The organism is Sorangium sp. So ce119, from assembly GCF_051524405.1.
GTDB lineage: Bacteria > Myxococcota_A > Polyangia > Polyangiales > Polyangiaceae > Sorangium > Sorangium cellulosum_G.
In genome coordinates, this window is sequence record NZ_CP150310.1 from 6,709,926 (window position 1) to 6,723,061 (window position 13,136).

General features: G+C 72.4%; 8 protein-coding genes. 4 read left to right on the forward strand and 4 right to left on the reverse strand.

The window, feature by feature from the left end:
* Positions 1-41: 41 nt before the first annotated feature.
* Genes WME76_RS25295 through WME76_RS25305 form a run of 3 tightly spaced genes read right to left on the reverse strand, consistent with a single transcriptional unit; the run spans position 42 to position 1,575 of the window.
* Entirely contained in the window at positions 42-665 is a 624-nt protein-coding gene (locus WME76_RS25295; RefSeq protein WP_437954846.1) for a hypothetical protein, read from the reverse strand.
* Between the two features lie 11 nt (positions 666-676).
* Complete coding sequence (locus WME76_RS25300; protein WP_437954847.1) at positions 677-931, reverse strand: anti-sigma factor family protein; 255 nt, start codon at positions 929-931, stop codon at positions 677-679.
* Positions 928-1,575 carry an RNA polymerase sigma factor gene (locus tag WME76_RS25305; RefSeq protein ID WP_437284769.1) on the reverse strand — a complete coding sequence of 216 codons (648 nt, stop codon included), beginning with the start codon at positions 1,573-1,575 and terminating at the stop codon, positions 928-930. The genes WME76_RS25300 and WME76_RS25305 overlap by 4 nt, the downstream gene beginning before the upstream one ends.
* Positions 1,576-2,209: 634 nt before the next feature.
* On the opposite strand from WME76_RS25305, the gene WME76_RS25310 reads away from it, so the two are divergent.
* From WME76_RS25310 to WME76_RS25320, 3 genes are all read left to right on the forward strand, one after another.
* Complete coding sequence (locus WME76_RS25310; RefSeq protein WP_437954848.1) at positions 2,210-4,009, forward strand: RICIN domain-containing protein; 1,800 nt, start codon at positions 2,210-2,212, stop codon at positions 4,007-4,009.
* 169 nt (positions 4,010-4,178) lie between these two features.
* Positions 4,179-5,036, forward strand: coding sequence for a glycine zipper family protein (locus WME76_RS25315; protein ID WP_437954849.1), 858 nt, complete (start codon positions 4,179-4,181; stop codon positions 5,034-5,036).
* 182 nt (positions 5,037-5,218) lie between these two features.
* A complete protein-coding gene (locus WME76_RS25320) occupies positions 5,219-7,441 on the forward strand; it encodes a hypothetical protein (RefSeq protein WP_437954850.1) in 2,223 nt (740 codons plus the stop codon).
* A gap of 199 nt (positions 7,442-7,640) precedes the next feature.
* Here the strand turns inward: WME76_RS25320 and WME76_RS25325 are convergent, their stop codons facing one another.
* The gene (locus WME76_RS25325) at positions 7,641-9,035 is read right to left on the reverse strand and encodes a hypothetical protein (protein WP_437954851.1); all 1,395 of its coding nucleotides are present in this window, start codon (positions 9,033-9,035) and stop codon (positions 7,641-7,643) included.
* 464 nt (positions 9,036-9,499) lie between these two features.
* On the opposite strand from WME76_RS25325, the gene WME76_RS25330 reads away from it, so the two are divergent.
* Positions 9,500-13,102, forward strand: coding sequence for a hypothetical protein (locus WME76_RS25330; RefSeq protein WP_437954852.1), 3,603 nt, complete (start codon positions 9,500-9,502; stop codon positions 13,100-13,102).
* Positions 13,103-13,136 lie beyond the last annotated feature (34 nt).

Consider the following 13,136-nt stretch of genomic DNA (forward strand, 5'->3'; position numbering starts at 1 on the left):
TCCGGCGCCGGCCAGAGGCGCCGGACTTCTACGCCCCCTCGTCAGCCCGCGAGCGCCTCCCAGAGCCCGAGCGCCCTGGCGAGCCACTCCGCCTGCCACGCCCTCTCCGCGAGGTAGCCTCGTCGATCGAGCCCGACCCGCGCGGCGCAGTACGCGCTGACGACGGGGGACGCGAGCGAGCACGCCGCGTCGTCGAGGTACTCCAGCGCGAGCTTCCCCCGGTCGCTCGATGGTGACGCGCCAGCGAGCGCCTCCTGGAGCGCGGTGACGTCGGCGCAGGCGGCGATCCGATCGGCGATCGGCGCCTCCGCCTCCGCGCACAGGATCGCCGCGGCCGTGTCGCGCGCGTGGAGGACGGCGGCGACGGCGAGCTCGCGCGCCTGCTCCCCGGTCCACCCCTCGACGCGGCCGAGCAGCCGGCCCCGCGGCGCGACCAGCTTGAGCTCGGCGCGCGTGACCGCCCCGCCGAGCTCCATCACGTAGAGCTCCGGCGCGAGCCAGTAGGGCAGATCGGCCGGCAGGCACGCGTGGACGCCGCGCGCGCACGCGCGCGTCGCCTCGCTCGCCTCGACCCACGCGCCCGGGGCGCCGCCCTCGGGCAGCGGCCAGCGGAAGCCGGAGAACGGCCCCACGCCCCCTTCGCCGAGAAACTTGAGCGCGCGCACGGTCCGCTCCATCACGGCGCTCCCCGCCGCGACTGCAGCGCCTGGGTCAGCCGATCGAGCAGGGCGGGGTCGAGGTCCGTCGTCGCGAGCCCGCGGGTGGCGCGCTGGACGCGGCGGAGGAGCGCGAGGTACTCGGCGCAACCCGAGCAGATCACGAGGTGCGCCTCGAGAGCGACGAGCTCCGCGGGCCCCAGCGCGCCTTCGAGGTAGTTGCTCACGACCTCGACGAGGTCGCGGCAGGCGATGTCGAGCGGGTCGATCGTCATTCCTTGGCCTCGTTGAGCAGGCTCTCCACCGCGCTGCGCACCTTCGCCCGCGCGCGGTGGAGGAGCACGCGCTGGTTCGCCTCGGTGATCTCGAGGATGCTGCACGCCTCCTCCGCGCTCGTCCCCTCGACGTCGCGGAGCACGATGACGCGCTGCTGGAGCGCGGGGAGCTCGCGGATCGCGCGCTCGATGAAGGCGCGCACCTCGAGCCCGAACAGCCGGTCGTCGGGGACGTCGCTCATGCCCGCGGGGGGCACCGCCCAGTGGCCGTCCCACCGGCCGCCCTCCTGGAACCGGGACGGATCCACGGTCGGCCCGCGCTCGTCGTCGCCGTCACCGTCGCCCAGCGCCGAGAACGGGACCGTGCGCGCCTCGCGCCGGCCGCGCCGCCTGGCGATGTTCGCGACGATGCAGAAGAGCCACGCCTTGAACGACGACCGCCCCTCGAAGCGCTCGACGCCCTGCACGATGCCGAGCCAGGCTTCCTGGGCGACCTCCTCGGCGAGCGCGTCGCTGCCCACGTAGGTGAGCGCGACGCGGATGCTCGCGCGGTGGTAGCGCCGGAGGAGCTCGGCCAGCGCCCCCTGCTGTCCAGCGCGCAGCCCGTCGACGAGCGACGCATCGCTCTCCTCGGTGGGAGGCATGGTCGCTGAGGGTAGTGCCCCAGCGGCGGCATGTCCATCGGGCGCCGCGGAGCAGCGACGTCGCGCCGGACTGCCATCCTCGCTCGACCCTCCGGTCGGGGGCTCGTCCTGGGCGTCCGCCGACAATCGCCGCGAGCGCTGTAACATTCGCTCGCGACGCGGACACTCCATGCACGACCGGGTGGCGACCGCGCCCTGCCCCGGCAGCTCCCATCCCTCGAAGACCTGTCGAGGAGCAGGGACGAGGGCCGTTTTCTTCCACCGCGTCGCAGGAGCCGCGCGTTCGGGGAAGCCTCTGCCGTGCAGGAGCGCCGCGTCGCCGGAGCCGCTGCGAACCACGAACCCAACCATCGAAAGATAGGAATCCATGCGCAAACACAGGATTGGTCTGTCATTCTCCCTGGCGCTTCTGTCCCTGAGCACCCTCCATGCCGGCTGTGCAGCGGAAGGCGAGGGCGCGCCCGCCGAGGTGGACGCCACTGGAGATCTGGCCCCGCCGGACGGCATCCCGTCGCGAGAGGCCGTCCCGCCACGAGAGGCAATCCCGTCGCGAGAGGCCGTCCTGTCGCGCCAACCGCTCGGCGCGCGCGATTCGCTCGTCGCGCTGACGCCGATATCGGCGGACAGCGCGCCGATGCTCGATCGCCTGGCCGGCGAGTTCCGGATTCTCGAGGCCGACAGCGTCCTCGATCGGCTCCCCACCGCGGATGCAGACCTGGCGGAGCTGCTCGACGACGCCAGCGCGATCGTGGCCGACATGGAGGCGCTGGGCCCCGACCGGATCGAGGCCGTCCTGCCCCTCCTCCGCGCCGCCACGGAGGCCGGCATTCCCCTCGTCCTGGAGAACGCCCGCGACGCGTCGCGCATGGCCGCCGCCATCGGGTACGGTGTGCCCGCCGACGCCGCGATCGTCGAGCCGTCGATGGGCGGGACCAGGTTCCGTATCGAGATCCTCGGCAGCGCCGGCGACATGCAGGTGGCTTCCGGGCCCAGCGAGCACGCGGTGGTGGCCGCCCAGCCGTCCGACGAGGCCCACGCGCAGAGCGGTCGCCTCGACCTCGGCGCTCCTGCCACGGATGAAGCGCCGGCGTCGAGCCAGGCGCCCACGGGGGCATCGCCGCCCGCAGCGCGCCCGGAGCAGATGGCGAACGACGTGGCCCGGCGCCTCCGCGAGATCGTGGCGGAGAAGGCGACGTCTGTGAAGCCGATGGCGCTCACCATGTCGAGCTACCCGCAGGGCACGTACCGGAGCTACCTCGTCAATCTGCGCACGACCTGGAGCCCTGGATGGTGCCCCTCTTGCAGCTGGGTCCAGACGGCGACGATGGATATCGGCTTCGAGGTCGAGCTCGTGGCATCGGCCAACCCGCCCGGCAAGTTCCTGATCATCTCCGGCGTCGGCTCGGGCACGAACCCCGGCGGTCTTCCGGCCGACGACGGCGGTCAGCGGGGTTGGTTCCAGGAGTCGGTCAACGTGCAGATCCAGCCGGACGCGTCGGCGCCGTTGATCTCCCATATGCACACGCCGAACTCGCCCAACGGGGTGAACTCGTACGCTGTCTCCAACGGCTGCTCCTTCGGCGGCGGGGTTGGCACCGACGGCGCCACGACGAGCTTCTCGTGCAGCACGGCGGCGACGAGCAGCGTCACGCTGAGCGACTTCAGCGCGATAGACAGCAGCGTCGGGACGCGCACGGACTGGACCTGGCGGATGAGCGCCGCGGAGGGGAATCCGTACAACGCACCGCAGGACCTCGTGAACCCGTTGAACGGCTATCTGCGCTACTTGCCGCTCCTGGCCAAATCGACGCTGACGCCCCAGTTCCAGACCATCTATCGGGCGGACTCGCGCTACACGGGCGCCGTGCCGGTTCGCCTGCAGTACAGCCAGACGCTGCGCGACACCTACGTCGAGTGGCACGTCTTCTGGTCGGACGTGTTCTCGTCCTCCAAGGAGAACACGATCTGGACGAATACCACCGTGGACTTCAGCCACGTGAGCATCCATGAGTTCTCAGCGCCGCTGATCGCCAGGCACAGCGGCCTCGCGATGGACGTCTATTACTCGAGCACCGCGCTCGAAACCCCGGTGATCCAGTGGACGCCGACGGGCGGCCCCAACCAGAGCTTCGAGTTCGTGAAGACCCCCGAGGGCGATGGCCACTACTTCCTCAAGCCCAGGCACAGCGGCCTCTGCCTGGACGTGCACTACTCCAGCCCGGACCCTGGGACCAACGTCGTCCAGTGGACGTGCACAGGCGCCCCCAACCAGCGATTCCAGCTCGTCGACGCGGGAGGCAGCTATTTCTACGTCAAGGCCAAGCACAGCGGCCAGTGCCTGAGCATCGCGAACGGGAGCACCGCGCCCCTGGCCGATGTCGTCCAGATGCCCTGCACCGGCGCCGACAGCCAGCGGTTCCGTATGGTCCCGTGACCGGATCCGCAGGGGCGCCTGTCCGGACATGTCAACCCTTTTCGGCGGCGCACCGCGGCGGTGGAATTTGACCCCGCTCCTCCCGTCGCTGTGATCCAATCCGGAACGCCGGTCGCGGGCGCCGCGTCGCGCTTCGCCCGCTGCGCCTGCCTCCTGCCCGGGTCTGCCCATGGCCGAGGTGCTCGCCGCATCGCTGATGTTCCCCGCCGTGCTCTTCACGGTCGTGCTCGCGCTCGCGCTCATCTACTGGCTGTTCGTGCTCCTGGGCGCGCTCGACCTCGACCTGCTCGGCGGCGCGCACGCGGACGCCGCGCCCGACCTCGGCGCGCTCGGCGGCGCCGCCAAGGGCGCGCTCGAGGGCGCCACCAAGGGCGCGCTCGAGGGCGCCGCCAAGGGCGCGGCGGAGGGCCTGGCCGACGGCGGCGACGTCGCGGACGGCGTCGGATCGCTGCTCGTCGCGCTCCAGCTCCACCGCGTGCCCGCGACCGTGTCCCTCACGCTCGTCGCGGCGTTCGGCTGGTTCTCCAGCGTCCTGTCGACGATGCTCGCCGAGCCGGCCTGGATCGGCGCGGGGCTGCCGCGCTGGGCGCTCGGCCTCGCGGTGCTCGCGGGGTCGCTCACCGTCGCCGTCCTGCTGACCTCGCTGGCGGTGCGGCCGATCGCCCCCCTGTTCGTGACCCGGCACGCCCAGGCGAAGAAGGACCTCGTGGGCCGCGTGTGCGTCATCTCCACCGGCCGCGTCGACGAGCGCTTCGGCCAGGCGGTGATCGAGGAGGGCGGCGCGAGCCACATCCTCGACGTGCGGAGCGACACGCCCGGCGCCCTCCGCCGGGGCGACCGCGCGCTGCTGGTGAGCTGGGACCCGAACGGCGAGGTCTTCGGCGTCGAGCCGCTCGACGCCCTGCTGGGCCCGCCCCCTCCGCTCGCCGAGCGGGTTGCGTCCCCCGCGGAAGGCCCCCCGGACGACGCCGAGGACAACGAGATCGCCGCGTCGGGCGCCGGAAACGTGCGTCAGCGCGGTCGCTGAAGCCGTCAGCGCGGTCCGCTCGAACGCCGCCGTCGCGCTGGCGGTTTCGTGTACGCTCCTCCCTGAGGGGGCATCATGCGGCCCCCGATCCGGCTCAGGCCGGGCGCCGAGCCCTCGCTGACGCGAACGCGGAAGCGAGGGCCGTCGCCCTGCCCCCCGCCGAAAACGCGAAGGAGCTCCGCGTGCCCACTCTGACCGTCCCCCTCATCATCGCTCTCGTCGGTGTCCTCGCCTTCGTCGCCCTCGGGATGCTGGTCATGTACGCCAAGTTCTACCGGCAGGTGGATCAGGGCAAGGCGCTGATCATCAACACGCGGGGTGAGGACCCCATCGTCACCTTCACGGGGACGCTGGTGATCCCGATCATCCACCGCGCCGAGTACATGGATATCTCGGTCAAGACGATCGAGATCGACCGGCGCGGCAAGGAAGGCCTGATCTGCAAGGACAACATCCGCGCGGACATCAAGGTCACGTTCTTCGTGCAGGTGAACAAGACGCAGGACGACGTGCGCACGGTCGCCCGGACGATCGGCTGCGTCCGCGCGTCGAACCCGGAGACGCTCGAGCAGCTCTTCGCGGCGAAGTTCTCCGAGGCGCTGAAGACGGTCGGCAAGCGGCTGAACTTCGAGGACCTCTACAAGGAGCGGCAGAAGTTCAAGGACGACATCATCGACGTCATCGGCAAGGACCTGAGCGGGTTCGTGCTCGCCGACGCGGCGATCGACTACCTGGAGCAGACGCCGATCGAGCTGCTCGACAAGGACAACATCATGGATGCCGAGGGCATCCGGAAGATCACCGAGCTCACGGTCGCGCAGAACGTGCTGACGAACGAGCTCCGCCAGAAGGAGCGGATGGAGATCGGCAGCCAGAACCTGAACTCCGACGAGGCCGTCTTCCGCTTCGATCAGCGCCGGGCCGAGGCCGAGGCGAAGAAGGCGAAGGAGATCGCGGTGGCGCAGGCGCGCGAGCAGAACGAGGCCGCCCGCATCACGAGCGAGGAGCGCAAGAAGACGGTGCTGCTCCAGGAGAAGAACGACGAGGAGGCGTTCATCGCGCGCGAGGCGAAGGAGCGCGGCGTCTCGGTCGCCCAGAAGAACAAGGAGCGGGAGATCGCGGTCGAGACCGAGCGGGTCGAGAAGGCGCGGCAGCTCGAGATCGTGAGCCGCGAGCGCGACGTGGCGCTTCAACAGATCGCGCGCGAGAAGGAGCTGGAGCTCCAGAAGAAGGACATCGCCGACGTGGTCCGGGCGCGGATCGCGGTCGAGAAGACGGTGGCCGAGGAGGAGGAGCGCATCAAGGACGTGCGCGCGGTGGCCGAGGCGACGCGCCTCAAGGACGTCGTGCGCATCAACGCCGAGGCCGAGGCGCAGGAGCAGCTCGTCAAGCACATCAAGGGCGCCGAGGCGAGCGAGGAGGCGGCGAAGTTCCGGGCGCGCGAGAAGCTCATCACGGCCGACGCCGAGCTCGAGGCGAGCGACAAGGCCGCGCGCGCGAAGATCCGGATGGCCGAGGGCGTGCAGGCCGAGGCCGCGGCCGAGGGGCTGGCGCGCATCCGGGTGAAGGAGGCCGACGCGCAGGCGATCGAGAAGCAGGGGTTCGCCGAGGCGCGCGTGACGCTCGAGAAGATGTCGGCCGCGGCGGCCGGCGAGGAGAAGCAGGGCCTCGCGCGGGCGCTCGTGAAGGAGGCCGACGCGCAGGTGATCGAGAAGCAGGGGCGCGCCGAGGCGCTGGCCGCGAAGGAGCGGCTCCTCGCCGAGGCCGCCGGCATCGAGCAGAAGGGGCTCGCGTCCGCGAGGACGCGCGAGGCCGAGGCGCTGGCGCTGGAGAAGACGGGCCTCGCCGAGGCGACGGCGATCAAGCAGCGGCTGCTGGCCGAGGCCGCCGGCACGGCGGAGAAGGCGGCGGCGATGAAGGCGCTCGACGGGGTCGGGCGCGAGCACGAGGAGTTCCGCCTGCGCCTCGAGAAGGAGCGCGCGGTGGAGCTCGAGGCGCTGCGCATCCGCGCCGAGATCGCGCGGGCGCAGGCCGAGGTGCTGCGGGGCGCGTTCGACCAGGCGAAGATCAACATCGTCGGCGGCGACGGGGCGTTCTTCGACCGCTTCGTCAAGGCGGTCACCCTGGGCCAGTCGGTCGACGGGATGGTCGACCAGAGCGCCACGGTGCGCGCCCTGGTCGGCGACTACCTGAACGGCAACGCGAGCCTCCCCGAGGACCTGAAGCAGATCATCTCCCACCCCGCGCCCCTCGCGCGGCCCAAGGACGGCACCCTGTCCGGGATGCTCACGTCGCTCCTGCCGGGCACCGACGACGACGGGAAGAAGAAGATCGAGGCGCTCGCCCAGAAGGCGCGGGAGCTCGGCCTCGACGAGCTCGTCCAGCAGCGAAGCCCGCGCGCCTGAGCGGCGCTCACCCGCTTCGGATACGGGCCCATCTCGACGTTTTCGGTGCTCGGCGCACAGGAGTGCGCCTGCGCGCCGAAAACGCCGATCTGAGCCCGTCTCCTGTGCGGGAGAGCACCGCTCCCATTCGGCGGGAGTCCAACCGCATGCCGAGGAGTCACCGCGCGCTCCCCGAGCACCTGCTTTCATCAAGCCACGATCACTGCTGGTTCTTGGTCACGTAGATCAGGGCGGCGATGCACATCTCGTCGAGCGTGCTCTCGCCGAGGCGCACGTCCACAGGGGCCGGGATCTGCTGCTCCTTGAGCGCCCTGGCGAGGAACGGGTTGCTCATCGTGTTGTCGTAGGTGCAGCGCATCGTGAGCAGATCGCCCCCGCGGATGCGCGGGAGGTCCGCGATGGGCGCGTCGTAATAGAAGCCGCGCTGCCACGAGAAATCCCACCTCGGCGTCTGCACCAGGCACTGCTCCGCGGGCTCGCCGGCCGCGGGCGCCTCGGGCGCGAGGGTGATCTTCATGTCCTTGCCGACATAATGCATGTGCGTGCCAGCGCCGTAGAGGTAAACCTCCGACTCGGACAGCGACGCCGGCATCCTGAACTGCATCGTCTCGACATGATCGCTCACGCCGGCCGGGATCAGGAACCCGACGCCGTCCGCGTCGTTCGGGCCGGGCAGGAGCCCGCCCCCCTCGTCCATGGGAGACTCGAAGTTGCCGATCAGCGCGACACCCATGAAGTACTCCGGCACGCCCTGGGTGAAGCGCATCTGCACGCGCGTCGTGTCCGGCTCGGCGGTCGTCCCGGCCGGGTGGTAATGCACCTGCATCACCAGCCGCGAGCCCACGGGGATCTCCGCGCCGATGTTCGGCTCGAACTCCAGCGGCACACCCCCCGGCGCCCACGCGGCGACGAGCTCGCCCGAGAAACCGGGGCCGCCGAAGCAGTCGTATCCACCCTGCTCGTCGGCGAGCTCCACGGACGCGCCCTCCTTGTCGAGGAACACGAGCGCGTGGTGCACGACCTTGCTGTTGCCAGGAAGGACGTGCACGCCGTTGAGGTAACGCACCTCCGATAGCCCGGGATCCATCACGAAGCACCGGAACTGGTCGGCGTCGCCGCTCGCGACGAACGGCTCCTTCGGCGCGATCTCCATCTCGACGCCGGCGAGGCCGCCGGCCCCGGGGACGAACGGCGCCGGCGCGTCCGCAGGATCGCCCTCGGGGCTGCCCGCGGCGGCCCACGCCTCGAACGTCGCGATCTCGGCCTCGGTGAGCCGGAGGTCGTCCTTCCAGCCATGAGGCGGCGCGCACTCGTCGGTCTCCTGCGCGCCCCACGGCGGCATGGTGCGCTCCCGCGTCGAGCGCGCGACCAGGTTGGCCACCGAGCGCGCCGCGTCGTACGTCGTCAGGCTGAACGGGGCGATGTTGCCAGGGGAATGGCAGCTCATGCAGTGCTTCTGCAACAGCGGCTCGACGTCGCGATGGAACGTCGGCGACGCCGCCGTGGGGCCAGGCGCATCCTCGCCAGAGCAGCCGAGGAGCAGCGCCGGAAGCAGCCCGAGCAGCGCGAACACGCCCGATATCGAATGTCGCATGGAACTCCTTTTCAACCGCGCCCGCCGCGCCGACGCGCCAGCGGGGTCATGAAGCCTCATCGCCAGCGGGTCGCCGGCCCTGCCGGCGCCCCCCTCAATCGATGTGAGACAGATCACCGTATGATGCAGCGTCCCGGAGGTCGACACGGACCGCGGGACAGGCCGGATAGTTCCAGGACAGACGCGCTGCGCCGGCAGAGAAGCACACTCTCGTCAGCGAGGGAGCGCGGCGACCGCGGCCGGTGACGCCGCGCAGCGCGCCGCGGGGAGCGATCTCGGACGCGGTGCATCTCGGACACAGGAACGCGCCCGCGCAGGGCGCCTCCCTGCGTCCGGCGCGCTCGAGACCTGTGGACACCGTGAAGGCCATCGGGTCCACTCGTCTTATGGCGCGCGACAGGAATTTTCTGCGTCCTCGGTTCGTATTCGCCTCGCTGGCCGCCTCTATGGCGCCGCTGGTCCCGATGATCGCAGTGCTCGCCTCGCTCACCGCGGCCGGCTGCGCGGGAGGCTCGGAGGTGACGACGGGGCCCACCGGGTCCAGCAGCGCGGCGGGCACCGGCGGCCATGGCGGGAGCGGCGGCGCGGGCGGCGCGGGCGGCGCCGGCGGCGACGCGGGCGCGGCCCCGAGCGGGAAGCTCGAGCTCTGCGTGCTCAACGACGGAGGGCCGACGGACGCGTGCGCGAGCCCCGAGGTCCTCGATTTCGAGGCGGTGCCCGCGGGCCGGCAGCAAACGCGCCTGTTCCGCGTCGAGAACCAGACCGCGGAGACGGTCACGTTCACCGAGGCCACCATCGCCAGCGCCGACTTCACGATCGAGCCGGTGCGCTACGAGCCCGACCCGGGGAGCCCGGGCGCGTGGACGCGCGCCGCGGAGGAGCTGCCGGCGGAGAGCGAGCCGGGCAGCGCGCTCTATTTCGAGGTGACGTTCACCTCGAAGGGAATCGCGGGGCCGCTGCCCGCCGACCGGGTGACGGTCGAGGCCGACGTCGGCGACGCGCACGCGCCCGACGTCGTGGTGCCGGTCATCGGCCGCTCGAACGGCTGTCCCGTGGGGACCGCCGCCTGCGACGACGAGCCGGACAACGGCTGCGAGACCGACCTCCTCAGCAGCGCGGCCCACTGCGGCGCCTGCAGCCAGCTCTGCGTCTCGCCGAACGGGACCACCGGCTGCATCGACGGGATCTGCACGGTGTCGTCGTGCACCAACTCCCACGCCGATTGCGACGGGAACGCGACGAACGGCTGCGAGACCAACCTGCTGACCGACGTCGATTCGTGCGGGGCGTGCGGGACGAGCTGCCTCAAGGAGCACACCGAGGCGTTCTGCAACGGGGGCAACTGCAACATCATCGGCTGCGCGCCCGATCACGCCGACTGCGATCTCGACCCGCTGACCGGCTGCGAGGCCGACCTCCTCGCGAGCGCGGCCCACTGCGGCGGCTGCAACATCGCCTGCGACTTCGCGCACGCGAGCGGGACGTGCGCGGCGGGAGAGTGCGAGTTCGGGGCGTGCGACGCCGGCTACGCCGACTGCGACGGCGACCTGACGAACGGCTGCGAGGCGAACCTCGGGGCCAGCCTCGACCACTGCGGCGCCTGCGGCACCGTGTGCAGCTATCCGGGGGCCGCCGAGGCGTGCCTCGCGGGCGTCTGCGTGCTGGGCGCCTGCGACGCCGGCTTCGCCAACTGCGACGGGAGCGCGGCGAACGGCTGCGAGGTGAGCACCGACACGAGCCTCACGAGCTGCGGCGGCTGCAACATCGCCTGCGCGCTCCCGAACGCCGCCGAGTCGTGCCTCGGCGGCACGTGCGTGCTCGGCGCCTGCGCCGAGGGGTTCGCCAACTGCGACGGCGAGGCGGCGAACGGCTGCGAGGTGAGCACCGGCACGAGCCTCGCGCACTGCGGCGGCTGCGGCATGGCGTGCAACCTCGCGAACGCGTCCGAGTCGTGCGTCGACGGCGCCTGCACGCTCGGCGCCTGCGCCGCGGGGTTCGCGAACTGCGACGGCGAGGCGGCGAACGGCTGCGAGGTCGACACGAACAGCAGCGCCGCGAGCTGCGGCGGCTGCGGCGCCGTGTGCGCCCTCGCGAACGCCGCCGAGTCGTGCCTCGCCGGGACGTGCGTGATCGGCGCGTGCGAGCCGGGGTTCGCGAACTGCAACGCGAGCGCGCTCGACGGCTGCGAGGTGAACACGGCCAGCGATCTCGCGCACTGCGGCGGCTGCAACCTGGCGTGCGCGCTCCCGCACGCGGCCGAGTCGTGCCTCGCCGGGACATGCGTGATGGGCGCCTGCGAGGCCGGCTTCGCCAACTGCGACGGCGCCGCGGCGAACGGGTGCGAGGCGAACACCGGCACGAGCCTCGCGCACTGCGGCGGCTGCGGCATGGCGTGCAACCTCGCGAACGCGTCCGAGGCGTGCGAGCTCGGGTCGTGCGAGCTCGTCGCCTGCAACGCGGGCTTCGCGAGCTGCAACGGCGTCGAGGCCGACGGGTGCGAGGTCAGCATCGCGTCGGACCCGGCGAACTGCGGCGCGTGCGGCGCGGACTGCGCCGAGGGGATCCCGAACGCGGCGGTCGGGTGCAGCGTGGGGGCGTGCACGTTCGGCGGCTGCCTGCCGGGCTTCTACGACCTCGACGGGTCGCTCGCGAACGGCTGCGAGTACGCGTGCGCGTTCGTGAGCGACGAGGACCGGCCCGACGACGGCTTCGTGGACGCGAACTGCGACGGGATCGACGGCGACGCGAGCCTCGCGGTCTTCGTGGCGCCGACGGGGAGCGACGCCAACCCGGGGACGCGTCAGGCGCCGAAGGTGTCGGTCATGGGGGGCATCAACGAGGCGGTGCTGACCGGGAAGACGCAGGTCTACGTCTCGCAGGGGACGTACATCGGCCGGGTCACCCTCTCGAGCGGGGTGTCGCTCTACGGCGGCTACGACGCGACGGCCGGCTGGGCGCGCTCGGCCGCGTCGATCGTGGAGATCCGCTCGGGGAGCACGACCGGCGGCTACCTCGCGGCGGTCGAGGGCCAGAACATCAACGCGCCGACGACGCTCGACCGGCTGACGATCCGGACGTCGACGGCGACCTTGGCCGGCGCGTCGAACTACGCGATGCGGTGCGTGAGCTGCACGGCGGTGACGCTGAGGAACAGCCGGCTCGAGGCCGGCGGCGGCGGGCCGGGCGCCGCGGGCGCGAACGGCGCGACAGGGACGGCGGGCGGCAACGGCGCGACCGGCGGGGCGGGGAGCTGCGACGGCGTCGGCACCCGCACCGGGGGCGCGGGCGGGACGTCGAGCTGCGGGCGCACCGGGGGGAACGGCGGCAACGGCGGCGCCCAGGGGACACACGCCGGCCTCGCGGGCAGCAACGGCACCGGCGGAGCGCTCGGCGGCAGCGGAGGCGCAGCAGGGAGCGAAAGCCGGGGGCTGCCCGGCACGAACGGTCAGAACGGCGCCGTCGTTGCGGCCGGGCTGAACGGCACCGGTGCCACCGGGGGGGTGGTCACCGGCGGCTTCTGGCAGGGCAGGGCCGGGAACGTGGGCGGCACGGGCGTCCACGGGAACGGGGCCGGCGGCGGCGGCGGCGGCGGCGGGCAGGGCGGCATCACCATCATCAACGGCGCCGGCAACGGCGGGGGCGGCGGCGGCGCGGGCGGCTGCGGCGGGAGCGGCGGCCTCGGTGGCAGCGCGGGGGGCGGCTCGTTCGGGCTGTTCCTCGTGAACTCGACGGGGTTCCAGCTCGTCGCCAACCAGATCTCCAGCAGCAGCGGCGGCGCCGGCGGCCGGGGCGGCAACGGCGGCAACGGCGGCAACGGCGGCACGGGGGGCGCCGGCGGCACGGTGTGCACCGGCGAGGTCGGCGCCGGCGGCAACGGCGGCACGGGCGGCGCCGGCGGCCGTGGCGGGCACGGCGGCGGCGGCGCGGGCGGCGTCTCGTACGGCGTCTACCGCGTCAGCACCACCGTGTCGCTCGCGGGCAACGTCCTCGCGGCGGGCGCAGGCGGCGCGGGCGGCCTCTCGAGCGGCAACGCCGGTACGGCGGGCGCGTCGGGCGATTCGTTCTGACAGATCGGCGGCCCGACGCGCGCGGCGCTCACGC